19 protein-coding genes are annotated in these 20,038 nt (G+C 66.9%); 10 read left to right on the forward strand and 9 right to left on the reverse strand.

The features are described 5' to 3' along the window. Positions 1-134 precede the first annotated feature (134 nt). The 9 genes from BJ987_RS05890 to BJ987_RS05930 all read left to right on the forward strand — a co-directional run bounded on the left by BJ987_RS05890 (position 135) and on the right by BJ987_RS05930 (position 9,713). Positions 135-986, forward strand: coding sequence for an MlaE family ABC transporter permease (locus tag BJ987_RS05890; RefSeq protein WP_209885398.1), 852 nt, complete (start codon positions 135-137; stop codon positions 984-986). Between the two features lie 4 nt (positions 987-990). After that, positions 991-1,854, forward strand: coding sequence for an MlaE family ABC transporter permease (locus BJ987_RS05895; RefSeq protein WP_209885400.1), 864 nt, complete (start codon positions 991-993; stop codon positions 1,852-1,854). A gap of 6 nt (positions 1,855-1,860) precedes the next feature. Further along, the gene (locus tag BJ987_RS05900; protein WP_209885402.1) at positions 1,861-3,333 is read left to right on the forward strand and encodes an MCE family protein; all 1,473 of its coding nucleotides are present in this window, start codon (positions 1,861-1,863) and stop codon (positions 3,331-3,333) included. Continuing rightward, positions 3,330-4,364, forward strand: a complete 1,035-nt coding sequence (locus BJ987_RS05905) for an MCE family protein (RefSeq protein WP_209885404.1) — start codon at positions 3,330-3,332, stop codon at positions 4,362-4,364. Before BJ987_RS05900 ends, BJ987_RS05905 begins: the two co-directional genes overlap by 4 nt. Beyond that, complete coding sequence (locus BJ987_RS05910; RefSeq protein ID WP_209885406.1) at positions 4,364-5,356, forward strand: MCE family protein; 993 nt, start codon at positions 4,364-4,366, stop codon at positions 5,354-5,356. Before BJ987_RS05905 ends, BJ987_RS05910 begins: the two co-directional genes overlap by 1 nt. Before the next feature lie 44 nt (positions 5,357-5,400). Continuing rightward, the gene (locus BJ987_RS05915) at positions 5,401-6,489 is read left to right on the forward strand and encodes an MlaD family protein (RefSeq protein WP_209897905.1); all 1,089 of its coding nucleotides are present in this window, start codon (positions 5,401-5,403) and stop codon (positions 6,487-6,489) included. After that, complete coding sequence (locus BJ987_RS05920; RefSeq protein WP_209885408.1) at positions 6,486-7,586, forward strand: MCE family protein; 1,101 nt, start codon at positions 6,486-6,488, stop codon at positions 7,584-7,586. The genes BJ987_RS05915 and BJ987_RS05920 overlap by 4 nt, the downstream gene beginning before the upstream one ends. Further along, positions 7,583-8,761: an MlaD family protein gene (locus tag BJ987_RS05925; protein ID WP_307869508.1), complete on the forward strand. Its 1,179-nt coding sequence runs from the start codon at positions 7,583-7,585 to the stop codon at positions 8,759-8,761. Before BJ987_RS05920 ends, BJ987_RS05925 begins: the two co-directional genes overlap by 4 nt. A 124-nt stretch (positions 8,762-8,885) precedes the next feature. Continuing rightward, the gene (locus BJ987_RS05930; RefSeq protein ID WP_209885410.1) at positions 8,886-9,713 is read left to right on the forward strand and encodes a hypothetical protein; all 828 of its coding nucleotides are present in this window, start codon (positions 8,886-8,888) and stop codon (positions 9,711-9,713) included. Positions 9,714-9,786: 73 nt separating this feature from the next. On the opposite strand, the gene BJ987_RS05935 is transcribed toward BJ987_RS05930, so the two are convergent. The 7 genes from BJ987_RS05935 to BJ987_RS05965 form a co-directional block, all read right to left on the reverse strand. Then, complete coding sequence (locus tag BJ987_RS05935; protein WP_209885412.1) at positions 9,787-10,359, reverse strand: ribonuclease H family protein; 573 nt, start codon at positions 10,357-10,359, stop codon at positions 9,787-9,789. A 10-nt stretch (positions 10,360-10,369) separates the two neighbouring features. Beyond that, the gene (locus BJ987_RS05940; protein ID WP_209885414.1) at positions 10,370-10,840 is read right to left on the reverse strand and encodes an SRPBCC family protein; all 471 of its coding nucleotides are present in this window, start codon (positions 10,838-10,840) and stop codon (positions 10,370-10,372) included. Positions 10,841-10,939: 99 nt separating this feature from the next. Continuing rightward, on the reverse strand, positions 10,940-12,148 hold the full coding sequence (lhgD, locus tag BJ987_RS05945; protein WP_209885416.1) for an L-2-hydroxyglutarate dehydrogenase: 1,209 nt from the start codon (positions 12,146-12,148) through the stop codon (positions 10,940-10,942). Next, positions 12,145-12,846: a hypothetical protein gene (locus tag BJ987_RS05950; protein WP_209885418.1), complete on the reverse strand. Its 702-nt coding sequence runs from the start codon at positions 12,844-12,846 to the stop codon at positions 12,145-12,147. The genes lhgD and BJ987_RS05950 overlap by 4 nt, the downstream gene beginning before the upstream one ends. A gap of 375 nt (positions 12,847-13,221) precedes the next feature. Further along, complete coding sequence (locus BJ987_RS05955) at positions 13,222-14,013, reverse strand: TIGR03084 family metal-binding protein (RefSeq protein WP_209885420.1); 792 nt, start codon at positions 14,011-14,013, stop codon at positions 13,222-13,224. Positions 14,014-14,080: 67 nt separating this feature from the next. Further along, positions 14,081-15,436 (reverse strand): DUF445 domain-containing protein, encoded by a 1,356-nt coding sequence (locus BJ987_RS05960; RefSeq protein ID WP_209885422.1) that lies wholly within the window; start codon positions 15,434-15,436, stop codon positions 14,081-14,083. Between the two features lie 167 nt (positions 15,437-15,603). Then, complete coding sequence (locus BJ987_RS05965) at positions 15,604-16,218, reverse strand: hypothetical protein (RefSeq protein WP_209885424.1); 615 nt, start codon at positions 16,216-16,218, stop codon at positions 15,604-15,606. 287 nt (positions 16,219-16,505) lie between these two features. Here BJ987_RS05965 and lon point away from each other — a divergent pair, with 287 nt between their 5' ends. Further along, entirely contained in the window at positions 16,506-18,842 is a 2,337-nt protein-coding gene (lon, locus tag BJ987_RS05970; protein ID WP_245366596.1) for an endopeptidase La, read from the forward strand. 70 nt (positions 18,843-18,912) lie between these two features. Here the strand turns inward: lon and BJ987_RS05975 are convergent, their stop codons facing one another. Together BJ987_RS05975 and BJ987_RS05980 are read right to left on the reverse strand one after the other, a co-directional pair. Further along, on the reverse strand, positions 18,913-19,359 hold the full coding sequence (locus BJ987_RS05975) for a PaaI family thioesterase (protein WP_209885428.1): 447 nt from the start codon (positions 19,357-19,359) through the stop codon (positions 18,913-18,915). Positions 19,360-19,391: 32 nt separating this feature from the next. Further along, the gene (locus BJ987_RS05980; RefSeq protein WP_209885430.1) at positions 19,392-19,952 is read right to left on the reverse strand and encodes a TetR/AcrR family transcriptional regulator; all 561 of its coding nucleotides are present in this window, start codon (positions 19,950-19,952) and stop codon (positions 19,392-19,394) included. Positions 19,953-20,038 lie beyond the last annotated feature (86 nt).

The raw sequence follows: 20,038 nt of genomic DNA on the forward strand, positions 1-20,038 counted from the left end.
TTTTTCCATGCAGTGACATCAATCTATGACTGCAATCACATGACCATGGTGTGTTCCGCACTACTCCGTAGTAAGGTGCGTCAAGCAAACAGTCGTCGGGGTTGTCCAACCTGGCGTCGAGAGGGGTAGCGAAGTTGCAGTCGACCAAGAGTCCACCGAGGTCACGGTTCAGTGATGCGGTCGATTGGACGAGGGGCTACTGGGAAGACCATCCGAAGAAGTCGCTGGAGACCTTCGGACGTCAGATCACCATGGGAATCGCCGCTGTCGCGGAGCTTTTCATCGCGATCTTCCGGCGCCGCTTCCCGTTCAACGAATTCATCCGTCAGTGCGCCTTCATGTCGAACGTCGCCGCGGCGCCGACCCTGCTGGTCGCCATCCCGATCGGCGTGATCGTCTCGATCCAGGTCGGCGCGGTCGCGGGTCAAGTCGGCGCCACCTCGTTCATCGGTGCGGCCAATGGTCTCGGCATCATTCAGCAGGGTGCACCACTGGTCACCTCGATCATGATCGCCGGCGCGGTCGGCTCGGCCATCTGCGCCGACCTCGGCTCGCGCACCATCCGGGAAGAGATCGACGCCATGAAGGTGATGGGCGTCGACCCGATGCGCCGCCTGGTGGCCCCCCGGCTCGGCGCCGCCATGCTGGTCAGCGTGCTGCTCTGCGGCTTCGTGGTTTTCGTCGGCTTCCTGACGGGCTACATCTTCAATATCTTCGCCCAGAACGGCACCCCCGGCTCCTACATCGGCACCTTCTCGTCGTTCGCGGTCACCTTCGACCTGTTCGTCGCGCTGCTCAAGTCGCTGATCTTCGGCCTGCTCGCGGCGATCATCGCCTGCGACACCGGCTTGAATACGCGCGGTGGCCCGGGTGGTGTCGCCAATTCGGTGAACTCGGCAGTGGTCTCGTCCGCGATCATGTTGTTCGGGGTGAATCTGATCATCACCCAGATCTACAACACTCTCTTCCCCCCACAGGTGGTCTGAGCCGGTGTCCTCAACTTATGTGCCGCCGCTGCTGCGGCCGCTTCAGCAACTCAGGCGCGCCGGTCAAGCCCCGGTAGACCTGCTCGCCCGCCTGGGCCACCAGGTCTTCTTCTTCCTGCGGTCGCTCGGCTCGATTCCGCTGGCGCTCAAGCACTACCCCAAGGAAGTGTGGCGGCTGCTCTCGGACGTCACCTGGGGCAACGGCAACCTAGTGGTCGGCGGCGGCACCATCGGCGTCGTCGTCATCCTGAGCGCGTTCGGCGGTATGACCGTCGCGATCCAGGGCCACACCTCGCTGAATCTGCTGGGGCTGAGCCCGATCACCGGCGCCATCTCCGCCTTCGCCACCACGCGTGAGCTGGGACCGCTGCTGGCGTCGCTGGCATTCGCCGCGCAGGCCGGCTGCCGGTTCACCGCGCAACTCGGCGCGATGCGCATCTCCGAGGAGATCGACGCGCTCGAATCCATTGCGATCCGGCCGCTTCCGTACCTGGTGAGTACCCGGATCTTCGCCGCGATCGTGGCGATCATCCCGCTGTACTGCCTGGGCCTGGCCGTCGCCTACATCTCCTGCTCGCTCACCGTGCAGATGATCGGCGGCACCGCCAGCGGCACCTACGCGCACTACTTCTACCAGTTCCTGATACCTACCGACGTGCTCTATTCATTGGCGAAAGCGATTCTCTTCGTCGCGATCACCACGTTCATCCAGTGCTACTACGGCTTCTTCGCCTCGGGTGGTCCGGAGGGCGTCGGTGTCGCGGCCGGCCGCGCGATCAAGATGTGCATCATCCTGGTCGTCTTCGCGGACCTGTTCATGACGTTGGCGATCTGGGGCGTCGACGCCGGAATCCGGATATCGGGGTAGGGCGAGATGATCATTGATCCGAGTGGGCGCGGGCCCACGATGCGGCAGCTGCTCTTGGCCGGTGTGGCGGGACTCGTTGTCTTCGCGCTGATCATGGGCTTCCTGATGGCCAGGTATCGCGGCTATTTCGTACCGAAGGTGAACGTGGTCGCGGAGCTGACCACCACCGGTGACGGGCTGCCCGCGAAAGCGGACGTGAAGTTCCGCGGTGTGCTGGTGGGCGCGGTCAAGGGCGTCGACGTGGCGTCCCGGGGCGAGCTGCAGAAAGTCCAGATCGAGCTGAAACCCGAACTGGCCAAGGGCGTTCCCGCCAATGTCACCGCACGCGTGGTGCCGTCCAACCTGTTCGCCGTCACCTCGGTCGAGCTGGTCTTCAACGGTCCCGCCGACGAGTTCCTGCGCGACGGCTCGGTCATCGAGGAGGACCGCAGCCAGGGCACCATCGCGTTGCAGGACACCCTGACCTCGGTGGAGAAAGTGCTCGACAAGATCGACCCGGTGCAGTTCGGGCGCGTGCTGGGGACGCTGTCGCAGGCGCTCGACGGCAGCGGCCGGATGCCCGGCTCCACGGTGGAGCGGCTGGATCGCTGGCTGCTGTCGGTGGACGAGTCGATCCCGGATCTCGGTGTACTGCTCGGCGACTTCGCCGGCTCGCTGCACGCGCTGAACCAGTCCGCGCCGGAACTGCTCGACGTGGTGAACAGCTCGGTGCAGACCGCGCGCACCATCGCCGATCGCCGTGCCCAGCTGGTCGCGCTGATCACCGGCACCAGCTCCACGGTGGACAAGGTGAACGACCTGTTCGCGCGCAATCCTGATGTGGGCAAGCAGCTCACGGCCGGCACCAGTGACACCTTCGGCGCGCTCGCCGCGGATCCGCAGGCCGTCACCCAGGCGATCCTGAACCTGGGCACCTCGACCGCCAAGCTGAACACCGTCTTCACCTGGGGCACCCAGCAGCAGATGGTGTGGAACCTCGGGCTGACCTTCACCCCGTACAAGCCGTGGACGGTCGCCGACTGCCCGCGCTACGGCGAGCTGGCCGGACCGAGTTGCGCTACCGCGCCCACCGAGGCGATCCTGCCGCCGCTGCCGGAGAACCTGAAGCCGCGCAAGCTGGATTCGGCCGCGGGCCTGCCCGCGCTGGTGCCGATCCCCGGTCTGCCGATGATCCCGGGTCTGACGACCGAGGGTGCGCCGGCGCCGACCGCACAGGATCCGACCAGGCCGTTCGCGGGCACGCCGCTCGAGGGACTGTTCCCGTGGCTGCCGGGCATGCTCGGCGGTGGTCAGCCGGCCCCCGCCGCGCCGGCGGAACCGCAGGAGGTCAAGCCGGCCGCGGCGCCGATCGCCTACCAGGGCGAGGACGCGATGACGCAGTTGCTCGGCCGCAAGCCGACACCGTCGGAAGTCCTGTTGCTGAGCACGATCATGAGGAACGGAACCCTGCAAGTGACTCCTACAGGGGGTAGGCAGTGAGTATCAAAAAGCCGCTTATCGGCTTCTCGCTGTTCGCGATCGTCTCGATCCTGGTGACCGTCGTCGTCTGGAACACCCTGGCGCGCATCGTGCCCGGGGACACCCGGACCTACTCGGCGGTCTTCAGCGACGTGCTCGGTCTGCGCGAGGGCGACGACGTCCGGATGGCGGGTGTGCGCGTCGGCAAGATCGAGACGATCGAGCTGGACGCCAAGAACAACGCCAAGGTGACCTTCATCGTGCAGTCCGATCAGACGCTCTACGACGACACCAAAGCGCTGGTCCGCTACCAGAACCTGATCGGCCAGCGCTATGTCGCGCTGGCCCCGGGCAAGTCCTCCGCGCCGCAGCCGCTGAAGAACAAGTCGACCATTCCGCTCGAGCGCACCGAACCGTCGTTCGACGTGTCGGCGCTGCTCAACGGTTTCCAGCCGCTGTTCCAGGTATTGCAGCCCGAGCAGGTGAACCGGCTGTCGGAGACCTTCATCCAGGCCCTGCAGGGCGACGGAGTCTCGTTGAGCGCGTTCGTGGCCCAGGCCGCGGCGTTGGCCACCGACTTCCAGCGGCGCGACGCCATCCTCACCGATGTGATCGTCAACCTGTCCGGCGTGATGCAGGGGCTGGCCAAGCGAGGTGATGAATTGGAGACCCTGGTGACCCAGACCCGATCGTTGATCGGCGGGTTGTACGAGCAGGGCCAGTCGCTGCAGACCTCGACCGTGGCGATCGCGGACGCGACCAGCTCGCTGGTCGACATGATGGGCAACGTGCAGCCGAAGATCCAGGAGGCACAGAACTCCACCCACGCGGCGCTGACCCTGTTGATCAACACCGGTGCGCAGCTGGATCAGGCGGCGGTCGACCTTCCGGCCGTCCTGGCGAACGCGGGCGTCTTCACCTCCGAGGGCACCTTCGCCAACGCCTACCTCTGCCACCTCGACATCTCGCTGTACGGGGTGTTGTTCCCGCGCGGCTTCCTCGAGCGGACCGGACTCGGCGGCAAAACTCATTCGGCGGTGTGCAGGCCATGATGACCAAATTCAAGCGCAGATTCGACAATAACCGCTACTTCTGGCTCGGCATCCTCGGTGCCGCCGTCGTCGTGGTGCTGCTGGTGGTCTCCAGCGTCTTCCGGCTGCTCGGCGTCGGCGATCAGACGGTCAAGGCGGAATTCGCCCAGGCCGCCGGTATCCGGGTCGGTGACAAGGTGGACGTGGCCGGTGTCCCGGTCGGCACCGTGGCGGGCGCGAAGATCGAGGGCGATCACGTCCTGCTGGAACTGAACGTCAAGAGCGACCTGAAGCTGGGCCCGGACGCGCGCGCGTCCATCAAGATGGCCACCCTGCTCGGCGCTCGCTATGTCGATTTGGAGCCCGGTGACGGCTCCGGCCTGCCCGGCAAGCGAATCCCGAAGTCCAACACCGAGGTTCCGTACAACCTGGCCGACGTGGTGCAGATCGGTACGCCGAAGTTCGAGCAGCTCGACACCAAGAAGCTGAACGAATCGCTGAACCTGATCAACCAGGAGCTCAGCAATCCGGAGCTGCTGGCGCAGGCGCTCGATTCCGTCGGCGCGCTGGCCAAGGTCATGGACGCACGCAAGACCGAGGTCGACGGCCTGCTGAAGGACCTGAACAAGGTCACCCAACTGCTCGCCGACAACCGCAACAGCGTGCTGCTGATCATCACCCAGGGCGAGGCGATCGCCAACCGGGTGATGGAACGCCAGGGCCTGCTGCGCCAGCTGCTCGACAATGTGGCGATGCTGACCCGGCAGTTGCAGGAGATCGGTGCGGAGAACGACGGTCAGCTCGGGCCCACGCTCGACCAGCTGAACACCGTCGCCGAAGGGCTGCAGAAGAACAAGGACAATCTGGACCGGCTGCTGTCCATCGCGCCGACCTCGGTCCGGTACCTGGCCAACGCCTGGGGCAGCAACGGTAACTACGCCGAAGTCGGCCTGCCGTGGCTGTTCCCGGACAACTGGCTGTGCCGCGCGCAGGTTATCGAGGGGTGCCAGTGATGAACGTGAGGACTCTGTTGCGGAATCAGAAGCTCCGGCCGGCCATGTCGAGCGTCGCTACCCGGGCGGTCGTGCTGGGCGCGACCGCGCTGGCGATCGGCAGCTGCTCGATCCTGCCGAGTTCGGTGAACAACGCGCTCGGCACCACCACGCGCATCACCGCCGACTTCGAGAACATCGCCGGCATGTACGAGGGCAACCCGATCACGGTGCTCGGCCTGCAGGTGGGCAAGGTGGACAAGATCGTGCCCAAGGGCACCTTCGTCGAGGTGCACATGTCCATCGACAACGACACCAAGATCCCCAAAGACGCGATCGCCGCGATCATCTCGCCGTCCATCGTCACCGACCGGCACATCGAACTTACCCCGGTCTACACCGGCGGGGATCAGCTGAAAGACGGCGAGCATCTGCCGTTGCAGCGCACCCGCACACCCGTCGAGCTGGACACGATGATCAAGACCATCGATCAGTTCGCGGCCGCGCTGAAGCCGCAGGAAGGCCAGGAGGGCATCGGCGCGCTCTCCGGCCGGGTGCTGTACCCGATGGTGAACGGCAACGGCGAGAAGATGCGGGACACGCTCAACGCGTTGTCCGGTGCACTGAAGGTCGGCGTCGACAACAAGGACGCGGTCTCCAACATCATCATCAAGCTCAACGAGTTGACCACCATGCTCGCCGAGAACGACCAATCGGTCCGGGATTTCAGCAACCGGATGACCCAGATGACCGGCCTGCTCGCCGAGCAGGCGCCGGGTCTGCAGGCGACGCTGCAGCAGATCAACGACTTCCTGGCCAACACCAGCTCGGTGTTCGTGCAGTACGAGGACAAGCTGTCGGGCACCCTCACCGGCTTGACCACCGTGACCGACCAGCTGCGCGCCAACGCCTACGGTCTCACCGAGATCGTGGACACCGCGCCGATGCTGCTGCAGAACATGGATCGCGTGGTGAACCGCGAGAAGGGGTTCATCCGCCTGCACGCGGTGCTGGGCACCGCGCTCAGTGGCGAGATCGTCAGCCTGTTCTGTGAGCGGATCCAGATGCGGGCCGACGGCTGCCGCACCGGCAACATGCAGGACTTCGGGCCGGACTACGGTCTGACCGCGGCCCTGCTCGGACTGACGAAATGACGCACCGAATGAAGAAGGCTCGTAAAGCTGTTGTCGCGCTGGCCGGTGTAGCCGCGATCGGGGTCAGCTCCGGTTGCGGGTTCACCGTGGAGGAACTGCCGCTGCCGAAGCCGGGGCCGGGTGACGACACCTACACCGTGCACGCGGTCTTCGAGAACGCGCTGAACCTGCCGGATCAGGCCAAGGTGAAGATCGGTGGTTCCGATGTCGGCGTGGTCTCCAATATCCGGACCAAGAACTTCCAGGCCGTCGTCGACCTGACCATTCGCAAGGACATCGAATTGCCGAAGGGCAGTTCGGCGGAATTGCGCCAGGCGACGCCGCTCGGCGATGTGTTCGTGGCGGTCTCCAAGCCCAAGTCCGATCCGGGCACGCAGATGCTCACCGACGGTGACACGCTGCCGTTGGAGGTCACCTCGGCCGGCGCCACCGTCGAGGAGCTGTTGATCTCGGTCTCCATGCTGTTCAACGGCGGCGGCATCGCCAGCCTGAGCCGGTTGACCTCGGAGCTGGACTCCATCGTCGGCGGTCGCGGCGAGCAACTCGCGCACCTGATCAAGGAGATGACCGGCGTCGTCGGCAGTCTCAACGCCAACACCCAGCACATCGACAATGTGCTCGGGAACTTCAGCACGCTGGCCACCACCATCGAGACCCGGCACAACGACCTCGGTCAGGTCGCCGACACGCTGCCGCAGATGATCGGCGCGGTCGCCGAGAACAATCGGGCGCTCGGTGATCTGCTCACCAAGGTGGCGACCACCAGCGCCGCGCTCGGCGACTTCTCCAACACCACCGGTGACCAGCTGGGCGATCTGCTGGTGAATCTGCGCAACCTGATGGACGCGCTCGCCGCGACCGGCGACAAGTTCGGGTACGCGCTCGATCAGCTGCACACGATCCGGCCCAAGGCCGACGCCAGCTTCAAGGGCAAAGGCCTGGCTACCTACGCCACGCTGACCATGCTCGACGTCGGTCTGCTGACCGACCCGGCGAACAGCAAGTTCCCCGACCTGACGGATCTGTCGGACTTCACCGGCAGCTTCCTCCAGGTGCTGCAGGTCATCCAGAACCGGGTGGAAGGGGGCCAGCGGTGAGCCGAGTCGGAAACGTGCTGCGCAGCAAGCTGTTCCTGTCCAACGCGGGGCTGATCCTGGTGCTGGTCATCGGGGCCACCTACCTGTTGATCAGCATCATGCGGATCAACCCGCTGCAGGAGACCTACTCGGTCACGGTCAATCTGGACCGTTCCGGCGGCTTGCAGCCCGGCAACGATGTCACCCTGCGGGGCTACCGGGTCGGCAAGGTCAAGTCCATCGACTTGACCAACCGGGGTCAGGCCATCGCCGCGACCGCCGAGATCGACGCCGACTACCGGATCCCGCAGGACACGGTGATCTCCGTGCAGGCACTGTCCGGCGTGGGCGAGCAGTACATCGATTTCCGGCCGGCCGGTGAGCAGGGCCCGTACCTGCGGGACGGCTCCGTGGTCGACTTCGATGCCGCCAAGATCAAGACCCCGACCCCGGTCTGGTCGGTGCTGGACAACACCACCGCGCTGATCTCCCAGGTCGACCCGGACAAGTTCGCCGTCATCCTGTCCGAGCTGGATATCGCGCTCAGCGGTGGCCCGGACCAGTTGCGCGGTCTGGTCAACGGCGTCAGCCTGGCCGCCTACGGCCTGGACAACCTGCTGCCGCAGACCACCAACCTGATCACGAATCTGCGCACCATCACCGAGACCACCTCGCACGCGCAGCCCGATCTGGCCACACTCACCGCGAACTCGGGCGTGCTGTTCGACCAGTTCAACAACGCCAACGCCGAACTGCAGGCGATCCTGGATCAGGCGCCGGGCCAGTTCTCCAGCCTCGGCGCGGTGCTGGATCGCACCGCCGATCCGATCACCAGCCTGGCCGCCAACTTCGTGGCGATCACCAAGGCCGCGCAGTTGCGCACGCCGGCGCTGCGGGCGTTGTTCCCGTCGCTGGCACTGGGTCTGGACGCGCTCGGTGTGCCCGCCCACGACGGTGAATTCCACACCATCCTCGATATCTGGCCCCGGCCGACCTGCTACTACGACACCCCGGTGATCCGTAACGAGGTCGTGTCGGACAACACCATGCCCAAGTGGAACTACTGCGTGAACCCGCCACCGGGACAGCAGATCCGGGGCGCGGCCAACGCGCCGCGGCCGGACGTGCCGAACAACGGCGCGCAGCGGCCGCCCAACGCCGATCCGAACGAACGGACGTTGCCGCCGGTGCGGTGAGTCACACCCCGTCCGAGGCCACTCCCACCGGACCGGGCATACTCGCAGCAACGCGTACGGTTCGCCCAGGTGAGCCGCTAGCCGATCGGCACCTCCGGGTGCCGGGAAAGTGCAGGTTGTATCGATGTCCAAGGACGACGCCGACACCAATAAAGACGCCGAGGTCACCGAGAAGGTCGCTGCTGCCGACGAAGCGGCTACCGAGAAGATCGCGGCTACGGACAAGGACAAGGCCGCCGAGCCGGTCGAGGCCGAGACCGCCGCGGTGACGGCGAAGCCGGATCTGGCCAAGAAGCCCGCCGAGGCGGCCGGAGCCGACGTTCCGAAGGCCTCGGATTCCAGCACCGGCTCCGAGCGTCGCTCGTCGAACCTGGTGCCGGTCATCGCCGCTTTCGCCGCGGGCATCCTGCTCGTCGCCGCGGCCACCGCCGTGACGATGTTCTACCTGCAGGCCAGCAAGAAGAGCGATGAGCTGGCGGCGATCGATACGGCCACCAAGACCGCCTGCGCGTTCGGCCGCGACGTCTCGACCTACGACTACTCCAAAGACCTCCCCGGCTACTTCAGCAAGGTCAAGGAAGGCGCCACCGGCGAGTTCCTCAAGGAATTCGACGACGCCAGCAAGGCGCTGAACGATGCCATGGTGCAGGCGCAGGTGAAATCCTGGACCGACAACGTCGAGTGCGGCTACCAGTCCGGCGATACCAGCCAGGCCAAGGTGCTGGTCACGCTGGCCAACTACCGCACTAACTTCACCCAGGCCAACCCCGATCGGCAGTACGTCGCGATCGTCGCGGATCTGCAGTACACCGACGGCAAGTGGAAGGTGAGCAAGTTGGATTCGCCGATGCTCAAGGGTGCGGGCGCCGCGCTGCCCGGCACCACCGACCCGGGGCCGCAGGCGAACACTCCCGCTCCCGCGCCGAGCGGTGAGCCGGCGCCGGGCAACTGACCCGGCACGCACAAACCAGAGCCTCCGGCTCAGTGGGTCCCAGTACCACTGAGCCGGAGGCTCTTTTGGCTGCTCAGAACAGGGTCAAGGTCTGAGTAGCCGTAGGCGCGGAAGCCTTCTCCGGGGTCGGAGCCGGAGTCGGCTGCACTGGCGCCGCCGGTGCCTTCTCGGCCACCGGTTTATCTACTGACAGCGCCGTATCGGTGCTAGGCCCTGCCGCTGCCGCCTTCCGTGCTGCTTCCCCAGCCAGCACGTCAGCCTTTTCATTGAAGTAATTGCCCACGTGACCCCGCACCCAGCGGAACCGCACCGGCCCCGGGCGGGTGGCGATGGCCCGATCGATCTGTTTGATGATCTCGACGTTCTTCACCGCGCCACCGCTGGCGGTGCGCCAGCCGTTCATCCGCCAGCCGTTGATCCACTCCGAAGAGCACTTGATGGCGTAGAGCGAGTCGCTTTCGATGAGCAGCGGCTCGGCTCCCGGATGGGCGAGGATCGCCTCGCATACCGCGCGCAGCTCCGCTACCTGGTTGGTGCCGGACGCGGCTCCCCCACTGTTCGATCCCCCCTGGTGATTGACCCAAGCCCAGCCGATGGCGCCGCCGGGGTTGCGGAGGCAGGATCCGTCGGTGCTCACGATGATCATGGCTGGCACCCTACGCAATCCGGCCGACAAGATCGGTACCGTGGAATTCCTCTATCTCCCTTCGCAATTGCGACTCGGTGCGGCGTAGTGCCGAGCGCACCGCCGAATCCACCAGGCGGGCGCAGATGCGGCCGATGAATCCTCGCGGAGCAGCGTACTCCGCTTCCGAGGTGAGCACCGCGCGGCCGTAGCCGAGCGGGTCGAAGCGCAAGGTGAGTGTTCCCGCGAACGGACCCCGCAGGGTGTAGCCGAGGACCGCGTTGCGGCGATATTCGGTGATCTCGCAGTCCAGCACGGGCCGCCAGAGCACGATCCGCGCGGTCGCGGCGTAGCGGGCGCCCAGGCCCTGGTCGAGTTCCCCGACCGGTTCGAACGCGGCGACCGCGAACATCCAGTCCGGGACGAAGAGGTGATTGTCGGTGTAGCTGAACGCCGCCTCCACGGGAGCGCCGACGTCACTCGCGTACTTGATGTGGCCCATGAGGCCCTCCCTGCCCGATTTCGGCGGCGATCCACGGCTGCGCTAAAAGTACTACAGGTCTCCTCTTTATTAGGAGATATCCGCGAATCCGGTGCGACCTCAGTTACGCAGGAGATCGACGATGTGGGCGGCGATCGGCATGGCCGAGGTGGCCGCGGGTGACGGCGCGTTGAGCACGTGCACCATGCGGTCGGTGCGTTCGATCATGAAGTCGTGTACCAGTGTTCCGTCCCGCAGCACGGCCTGGGCGCGGATGCCCGCTTCCTTCGGCCGCAGATCGTCGAGGGTCAATTCCGGGCAGTAGCGCCGGCATTCGGCGAGATAGCCGCGTTTGAACAGCGAGTTGCGCAACTCCCGCACACCCGTTGCGAGGTGATCGCGTGCGACCCGGTGCAGGCCGCGGTAGCCGAGGACCTCGCGGGCATCGCGCAGGTTGACGCTGCCTTTGCGGTAACCCTCGCGGGCGAGCCCGAGCACCGCGTTCGGGCCCACGGTCAACCCACCGTCGATGGTCGGGCTCAGATGGACGCCGAGGAACGGCAGACTCGGATCGGGCACCGGATAGATCAGAGTGCGCACCAGGTCTTTTTGCTCCGGTGGCAGTTGGTAGTACTCGCCGCGGAAGGGCACGATGCGGAAATCCGTCGGCAGGCCCGCGAGCCGGGCCATACGGTCGGCTTGCAAGCCCGCGCAGACGACCAGCTGACCGGCGGTCCAGGAACCGGCCGGTCCGGCTACGATGACCGCGTTCCCGGTTTCGGTGAGGGACGTGACCTCCGCGCCGAGCACGATGTCACCGCCCGCTCGGCGCACCGAGTCCGCGAGTGCGGCAACGACTTTCGTGAAGTCGATAATGCCGGTGCCCGGGACGAACAGAGCGCCGGTACCGGTCACCCGGGGTTCGCGGCGGCGTAGCTCGGCGGCATCGAGCAGTTCGACTTCCACACCGTTGGTGACCGACCGCTCGTGCAGGGCCAGCATCCGCCGGTACTCCGCGGAATCGGTGGCTACCAGCAGTTTTCCGCAGACCTCGAACGGAATGTCGTGTGCGGCGGCGAATTCCTTGGTCCACTGCGCGCCCCGGCGGCACAGTTCGGCCTTCAGGCTGCCCGGTTCGTAGTAGATGCCCGAATGGATGACACCGCTGTTGTGCCCGGTCTGGTGCAGGGCCAGGGCCGGGGATTTCTCCAGCAGCACCAGGCTGGCTCCAGGATGGCGCCGCAGGATTTCGTGCGCGGTGGCGACGCCGACGATGCCGCCGCCGATCACGCAGAAGTCGTAGTTGGTGGAGGTGCCGGCTGACGTCACACGGTAATGGTGCCAGCGTTGGCCACCGGCGTCTGCTCAGCCGCCGCAGCCGATGCCGATGCGGCCGGGTCCGACGATTCGACGCGCTCCGCGGGTGCGGGGTTGCGATTCACCTGAAGCGCGTGCTCGCCGAGCACCGGGTCGGAGAACATCAAGGTGACGCCGGCGCGGGTATCGAGTTCGGTGCGCAGGCGCGTGACGCCGGCCAGTTCTTCCTGTGCGCCGAGGCCCTCGCGGACCGGGTCGGACAGCAGGATATTCGACAGCGTCGAGAACACATTGGTATCGAGCGTGATCGCGAAGGTGTTGCCGCGCACCGGCGCGACGTGCGCGCCGACATAGGCGGTCTCGCCCAGGCGCAGTGTTCCCGCGACGCCGCGGGGTGTGCTGGGTGTCGTCGAAGCGACCTGCGGCGCAACCGGTTCCGGCTCCGGCGCGGGCGGCTGGTGGAACGCGGGCAGTGGGCCATTGTTGCTGATCAACCGGATGTGCGGGGTGTCCGGCTCTGACCCGGCACCGTTCGGAGTGGATTCGCCCGGCGCGCGCACCGCGGCGGGCGGCGCTGACTCCGCATGCTGGATATCGGACATCTGACTCATGATGTAAGCGCCTGCGGCGCCGGTGAATCCGATACTCGCGGCACCGGCGAGCACGATGGCGGTATGCCGGATGACCTGGGCAGGACTGTGTGCGTGCACGATGCTCCCCTTCCCTGGGCGCCCCTGATCTCCCCTGACGACGACCCGCATCGTTGAAAGCCGTACGCCCGTCCAGGTTACGGGCCGCGACGCGGGGCGGTCGCCTTCGTGCGAGCAGGATCACAACACGCTACCCGCGAGTGTGAACTTGCGAAGGCGCGGAGTTGCCGCCGGCATGTTTCTGGAAGGCGTCCGGCGGGTAAATAGGGGGGTAGTCGGCGAGCGTCATCCTCGACTGCCACATCGAGACACCCGGCCAACGGCGTCCGGCCAACGCGAACGGCGCACCCAAGTGTGATGCTCGCCGGCTCCCGAATTTTTCGGATCGGGGGCCGGGTGGCTCCGGCCGGATTTCGCGTCCGGCCGGTTACCTGTTCAGCTGAACTGACCCGCTTTTCGGCCGGTTCCGGTGGGTCCGGCGAAGGCCTGCGCGATGCTCAGCCAGTGCTCGGCGTCCGCGCCGTGCGTTTCCAGCGCGAGATCGGCGCGATGCCGGCGTTGCGTCACCAACAGGCAGAAATCCAAGGCCTTCCCCGTGATTCGCTGCGCCGCGTCGTCCGGGCCCCAGGTCCACACCGAACCGTCCGGAGCGTCGAGTTGCACCCGGAATTCCGCGGCGGGCGGCGTCTCGCCCCGCACCTGGTAGGCGAAGTTCCTGGTCCGGACGCCGATGTGCGCGATATTGCGTAGCCGCGCCGTCGGGGTGCGGGAGGCGCCGAGCGCGTCGGCGACATCTTGGCCGTGTGCCCAGGTCTCCATGATGCGGGCGGTGATCATCGACGCCGCGCTCATCGGCGGCCCGAACCAGGGCAGCTTGGTTCCGGCGGGCACCGCGCGCAAGGCGTCGAGCAGCCCGGTTCGGCCGCGGCGCCAGCGCTCGAGTAGTTCGGCCGGCGGTGCCGTGGCGGCTTCCGCCGCGGCTTCGTCGACGAAGGTGAGCGCTTTCGGCCCGGCCTCGGTCACCAGGGTCGTGAAGCGTGCGGCGTCGGCGGCGGCGAGGGTGGCGACCTCGTCGGTCCAGGCCAGGTGCCCGATCTGATGCGCGATGGTCCAGCCTTCGGCGGGCGTGTGCCGTGCCCACTCGGCCGGCGCCAGCGGGGCAACCAGGGATTCCAGGTCCCCGCATTCCGCGGCGAAATCGCCGAGCAGCGCCTCTAGATCAGCCATGCCGCTCAGCATCGCAGCGGGCCTCTAAAAATGCAAGCACGCGTGCTTGTTTATTGGCGGTCGCCGCTCACCAACCGAAAAGAACCAGGTGCGCCGCGCCGACGACCAGCCCGAGCAGCGCACCGTGCAGGTACAACAGCCACGCGTCCTGCTCCACCGAGGCATAGAACATCTCCATGAACTCCCCCGGGCTCAGCTGCTGCAGCTTGCGCGCGGCGAACTCGTCGATCTTCGTGGCCTGCTCGCGCGCGAACTCCTCGTCGGCGATCATGCTCGGCGCCAAACCCACCGCGGCACCGGCCGCGCCGACCTTCAGATTGTCGAACTGCCGCTTGCCCAGCGCCGCCCGCACCATCGACTTGGTGGGGCCCAGCTGCCGGTGGATCTCCTCGGCGACCAGCCGCTCGATCAGTTGCCGGGTCTTGTCGCCGTTGGGCCCGTCGAGCAGCTCGGTCGCCAGGTTCGGCAGTGTCAGCACCTGGTAGGCCAGGATGCGCGCGAGATCCGTCGCCGCCTGCGGCTGCCGCTTGGCCAGCAGCGCCTGCCGCCACAGATACCGGTAGCGCGGCTGCGGATCGCCCGGTTCGAACACCATCTTGACCGCGATGACATTGACGAGCACCCCGATCGCCGCCGAGCTGGCCAGCACGATCACCCACGCGGGCAGCCAGCCGAGGACCGGAACCTCGTGATGCACATGCAGATACAGCGCCAGCAGCAGGCCGAACGGCGCGCCGAGCAAGCCGATCCGCACCATGAACTTCAGCTCCGGGGCCGCGATGGTGGTGGTGAGGTCCTTGAGGATGCCGGGGTTGTCCTGCAGATACCGGATGACGAAGCTCTTGATGTCGATGAGCTGGTCGATATTGTCGCCGAGCGTCTCGAAGGCGCGCTCGCACAGCGCGGGCAGTTCCTTGTCGATGCGCTGGTAGATGACCTGCTTGACCTGCCGCGGCACCGATCGCCACAGGTCCGGGTTCTCCCGGTACATGATCTCGTCGACGATGGGCCGCACCTGCGCGCGCGCCAGTTCGGCGATGTAGTCGGCGATACCGTCGAGGTCGAGTTCGTGGATGAAATCGCGCGGGCTGCCGATCCGCATCAGTGCCTTGTCGACGCAGATGCTGGCCATCTTCTCCGCCCGCGCCGGAATGAAGCCCTGGAAGCCGAGCCGGCGGCCGTCACCGGAGAAGGTGGGCAGCACCTGCACCCGGCGCGGGAAATACGGATACAGCAGGTGCAGGCCGGGAATCCGGACGCCGCGAAACCGCACCGGCCAGAACAGCATCAGCACGCCGGTCCAGTTGGTGAGCCAACCGGCCAGCGCGCTGAAGATCGGGAAGGTGATCAGCTCGACCACGAGCTTGGATTGGCCGGTGAGCTGCTCCCAGTCGATGAACACGCCGGAGGCGAGTGTCGCCATCGTGGGATCCCCCTAGAGCCTGACCTGAGAACTTAAGGCCCCAACAGTCTCATTGCCTTCGCGGGAGTGTCAACGCGGGCCGCGACGTGCGGATACGTTCCGTAACCCCACACCCGGTCGATCACCCGGGCGCCGCTCCGCCGCAGGTCGCGAGCACGATCTATCGATCACTGCCGGACCTGGAGTGTGTCGACGATCCGGTCCAACTGCTCCAGCGTCGCGTTGTCGCCGTGCAGCACCAGGGTCACCACCAGATTCTTGTTGCCGAGGATCGCGCAGACGCCTTTGGCTTCGATGCCGCGGCACACCGGCCCGGCGAAACCATGGTCGTTCCCGATTTTCTCGCCCCCGTCCCATTCGGCGGGAAAGCCTTCGACGCCCAGCACTTTCAGCCGCCGGGCCGCCGCGTCGGCGAAGTCGGTCACGCCGTTGCCGACGTGTACCGCGAGCACCGCGTCGTCCCTGGTCAGCAGTGCGGCGGCGGCGTCGCCGGTGGGCCGGCGTTGCCAGCCGTCGACGCCGGCGAAGCCGACGGTGTCGGGATCCGCGCCGATGGCGGTGAGATCGATCACCGAGTCCCGTGCGGTTTCCCGGTCCGGGACGGCCATCGCCAGGATGGCCGGGACGGCGATCAGCGCGGCCACCACCGCGAGCACGACGGCGGCGACTCTCCAGTCCTGGCGGCGCGGCGGCGGGGTGCGCAGGGCATCCGCCATTCGGACGGCCGGATCTCGCCAAGCGGGATCCGGATCCCAATTTTCGTGTGGCACGCCAGTGCTCATGTCAACGCTCCGCTCAGCTTCTATCGCGTTATCCAACCGAAGAAACTGGCCCTAACCTGCGGCTCAGTGACGCCAACCCTAGGGCAGCCGGATGGTCATTCCGGTGAGCGACGCGGCACGGCGGCGGTCGCGTATTCGCCGACAGCGAACGTGGGCGCGGACTCGGAACAAACTCGAAACCGGTGGGGTTGAGTAGGCATCGCTCAACTTTTGGAAGGTGCGAACTAGTGACTACACCTCAGAACCTGCCGGTGCTGTTCCTCACCGATCCGATCGTGCTGCCGGGCATGGTCGTGCCCATCGAACTCGACGAAGCCGCGCAGGCCGCGATCGACGCCGCGCGCGCCGCCAAGGCGGATCAGGTGCTCATCGCACCGCGGCTGGACAACGGCTATGCCTCCTACGGTGTGGTCGCCACCATCGAACAGGTCGGGCGGATGCGCGGCGGCGCGCCCGCCGCGGTCCTCAAGGCCGAACGCCGGGCCAAGATCGGGCACGGAGTGACCGGGCCGGGCGCCGCGCTGTGGGTCGAGGCCGAACCGGTCGAATCCGGCGCGGCCGACGGACGCACCAAAGAGCTTGCGGCCGAATACAAGAAGCTCGTGGTCTCGGTGCTGCAGCGGCGGGAAGCCTGGCAGATCATCGACGCCGTCAATCAGCTCGACGACCCCTCCGCGATCGCCGACACGGCGGGCTACGCCTCCTACCTGACCGCCGAGCAGAAGCGAGAACTGCTCGAAACCCCGGACACCGCAGCACGTTTGACCTTGCTGATCGACTGGACCAAGGCGCATATCGCCGAGGCCGAGGTCACCGAGAAGATCAGCGACGAGGTCCGGGAGAACCTGGAGAAGACCCAGCGGGAATTCCTGCTGCGCCAGCAGCTCAACGCGATTCGCAAGGAACTCGGCGAGGACGAACCCGACGGCGCCGACGACTACCGGACCCGCGTCGAACAGGCCGACCTGCCCGCCGACGTGCGCGAAGCGGCACTGCGCGAGGTGAGCCGGCTGGAGCGGGCCAGCGATCAGAGCCCGGAAACCGGGTGGATCCGCACCTGGCTGGACACCGTCCTGGAATTGCCGTGGTCGGTGAAAACCGAAGACAGCACCGACATCTCGGCGGCGCGTGCGGTGCTGGACGCCGACCACCACGGGCTGGACGAGGTCAAGGACCGCATGGTCGAGTACCTGGCCGTGCGCGCCCGTCGCGCCCAGCGCGGGCTCGACGTGGTCGGCGGTCGCGGCTCCGGCGCGGTGCTGGTGCTCGCCGGTCCGCCCGGGGTCGGCAAGACCTCGCTCGGTGAGTCCGTGGCGCGGGCGCTGGGCCGCAAGTTCGTGCGTGTCGCCCTCGGCGGCGTGCGCGACGAAGCCGAGATCCGCGGCCACCGGCGCACCTACGTGGGCGCGCTGCCGGGCCGGATCGTGCGCGCGATGAAGGAAGCGGGATCGATGAATCCCGTTGTGCTGCTGGACGAGATCGACAAGGTCGGCGCGGACTTCCGCGGTGATCCGGCGGCGGCCCTGCTCGAGGTGCTCGACCCCGCGCAGAACCACACCTTCCGCGACCACTACCTGGACTTCGACCTGGACCTGTCCGACGTGCTGTTCATCGCCACCGCGAACGTGGTGGAGTCCATCCCCGGCCCGCTGCTGGACCGGATGGAGCTGATCACCGTCGACGGGTACACCGAGGAGGACAAGGTCGCCATCGCGCGTGACTTCCTGGTGCCGCGGCAGTTGGAGCGCAACGCGCTGACCGCCGAGGAGGTTTCGATCAGCGAGGCGGCGCTGCGGGAGATCGCGGCGAACTACACCCGCGAGGCGGGTGTCCGCCAGATGGAGCGGTTGGTCGCGAAGGCCCTGCGCAAGGCGGCCACTCGGCTCGCCGAGACGGCTGGCCTGGGCTACGACGCCGAACTGGGCTACGACGCGGTCGAGACCGGTTCGCAGGCAACGACTCTAGCCATCGATATCGACGACCTGAAGGACTACCTGGGCCGTCCGCGCTTCACCCCGGACGGAGTGGAACGCACCTCGGTCCCCGGCGTCGCGACGGGTTTGGCGGTGACGGGTATGGGTGGCGACGTCCTCTACATCGAGGCCAACGCCGCCGAGGGCGACCGCGCCCTCACCCTGACCGGTCAGCTCGGCGACGTCATGAAGGAGTCGGCGCAGATCGCCCTCACCTACGTGCGCTCGCACCTGGAGGAGATCGGCATCGAGCCGAAGGTGCTGGACCGCAACATCCACATCCACTTCCCGGCGGGCGCGGTGCCCAAGGACGGTCCGTCCGCGGGCGTCACCATGGTCACCGCCCTGGTGTCGCTGGCGCTGGGCCGGCAGGTGCGCGCGGATGTCGGCATGACCGGCGAGGTCACGCTGAACGGCCGGGTCCTGCCGATCGGCGGCGTCAAGCAGAAGCTGATGGCCGCCCAGCGCAACGGACTGAAGACGGTCTTCATCCCGGCGCGCAACGAGCCGGATCTGGATGACGTCCCCGCCGAAGTCCTTGCCGCGCTGGATGTCCGGCCCGTCGCGGACGTGGCGGACATCCTGGCCTACGCCATCGAGCCGGTGCGCGAAGCGTCGCTGACCGCGCCGAAGTTCGCGGCGACCGCCTGATCGGACCGAATCGGGCCGGGCACGGAATTCACCGTGCCCGGCCCGTTCTCGTTCAGTTGCCCGTTCTCGTTCAGTTGCCGTTGTCGGCGAGAGCGCGTTCGACCGAGCGGGTGGTGCCCTGCGCGACGGCGCACAGCACGGGCTCGGAATCGGTTGTCTCGGCGTAGATCTCACAGCTGACGACGGCCTGCCGCCGGGTCGCGCCGGTGACCTTCGCTTCGACGCGCAGGCGGGCGCCCGAGGCGGGACGCAGGTAGGTGATGCTGAAGCCGCCGGTCAGCACGTTCGCGCCGAGTACGGTGCCGGCGGCGAAGGTCAGCGCGTTGTCCGCGGCGTAGGCCAGCACTCCCCCGTGCACGAAGCCGAACTGCTGACCGAGTTCCGGGCGGATGGGGATGATCAGGGTGGCCGCGCCGTCGCCGAAGGCGGTGATCTCGGTGCCGACCAATTGGGCGAACGGCTGGGCGTCCAGAACCTGCTGGGCGAGTGCGTGATTCAAGACGGTCGTGTCGGTCATCGGGACAGCTCCTGGGTGTGTCGGGCAGGGTTTCAGCGGTCGTCGGCGCGGAGCGAGACCCAGGCGGCGTCGGCCAGCTCTTTGCCGACATCCTTGGGCGAGGTGCGCATATCGCCGCCGAGCCATTGGCGGGCGTACTCCTGGGCCGGGCCGAGCCACAGCGCGTAGACGAGGTCGAATTCCAGATCGCGGACCGCGCCGTAGCGCGCGTGCGTGCGCCACCAGCGATACACGTTGGCGAAGAATTCCCGGTTGCTGTCGCTCTCGCGCACGCCGGGCGGGCGTGACGAGGTGAGCACCTTCGCGCGGTACTGGTTTTCGGTGACCCAGCGCAAGTGCTCGCGTACGCCCGCGGTGACGCCCTCTTGCGCGTCGGTGCTCTGCCCGACCGCGACCCAGAAGTGCTCCTGATAGTCGGCCAGCGCATGCGCCCATACCTGGCGGTACAGCTCGGCCTTGTCCGGGAAGTGGTGGTACAGCGCTCCCACGCTGGCCCCCGCCGCATCGCGGATCTGCGTCAGGGTCGCATCGAGGGCGCCGCGTTCGGCGAACTGCCGCTCGGCTGCCAACAGCAACCGATCTCGAATCTTCATGACCAGAATCTAGTTCTGTTTCGCGCAGCCGCGCAAGGGCGGGCGAGGTATTGGTTCTCGGGGTGAGCTGCGTATTCGCGCCTGTT

Origin of the sequence: Nocardia goodfellowii (assembly GCF_017875645.1) — a bacterium.
Taxonomy (GTDB): domain Bacteria; phylum Actinomycetota; class Actinomycetes; order Mycobacteriales; family Mycobacteriaceae; genus Nocardia; species Nocardia goodfellowii.

What these genes read in the sequence shown, in the direction of transcription:
- BJ987_RS05955 (WP_209885420.1), bottom strand. Translation starts at nt 14,013, where the DNA reads ATGGCTGATCTAGAGGCGCTGCTCGGCGATTTCGCCGCGGAATGCGGG.
- BJ987_RS05980 (WP_209885430.1), bottom strand. Translation starts at nt 19,952, where the DNA reads ATGAAGATTCGAGATCGGTTGCTGTTGGCAGCCGAGCGGCAGTTCGCC.
- BJ987_RS05930 (WP_209885410.1), top strand. Translation starts at nt 8,886, where the DNA reads ATGTCCAAGGACGACGCCGACACCAATAAAGACGCCGAGGTCACCGAG.
- BJ987_RS05965 (WP_209885424.1), bottom strand. Translation starts at nt 16,218, where the DNA reads ATGAGCACTGGCGTGCCACACGAAAATTGGGATCCGGATCCCGCTTGG.
- BJ987_RS05935 (WP_209885412.1), bottom strand. Translation starts at nt 10,359, where the DNA reads ATGATCATCGTGAGCACCGACGGATCCTGCCTCCGCAACCCCGGCGGC.
- BJ987_RS05975 (WP_209885428.1), bottom strand. Translation starts at nt 19,359, where the DNA reads ATGACCGACACGACCGTCTTGAATCACGCACTCGCCCAGCAGGTTCTG.
- BJ987_RS05915 (WP_209897905.1), top strand. Translation starts at nt 5,401, where the DNA reads ATGTCGAGCGTCGCTACCCGGGCGGTCGTGCTGGGCGCGACCGCGCTG.
- BJ987_RS05940 (WP_209885414.1), bottom strand. Translation starts at nt 10,840, where the DNA reads ATGGGCCACATCAAGTACGCGAGTGACGTCGGCGCTCCCGTGGAGGCG.
- BJ987_RS05960 (WP_209885422.1), bottom strand. Translation starts at nt 15,436, where the DNA reads ATGGCGACACTCGCCTCCGGCGTGTTCATCGACTGGGAGCAGCTCACC.
- BJ987_RS05910 (WP_209885406.1), top strand. Translation starts at nt 4,364, where the DNA reads ATGACCAAATTCAAGCGCAGATTCGACAATAACCGCTACTTCTGGCTC.
- BJ987_RS05900 (WP_209885402.1), top strand. Translation starts at nt 1,861, where the DNA reads ATGATCATTGATCCGAGTGGGCGCGGGCCCACGATGCGGCAGCTGCTC.
- BJ987_RS05920 (WP_209885408.1), top strand. Translation starts at nt 6,486, where the DNA reads ATGACGCACCGAATGAAGAAGGCTCGTAAAGCTGTTGTCGCGCTGGCC.
- lon (WP_245366596.1), top strand. Translation starts at nt 16,506, where the DNA reads ATGGTCGTGCCCATCGAACTCGACGAAGCCGCGCAGGCCGCGATCGAC.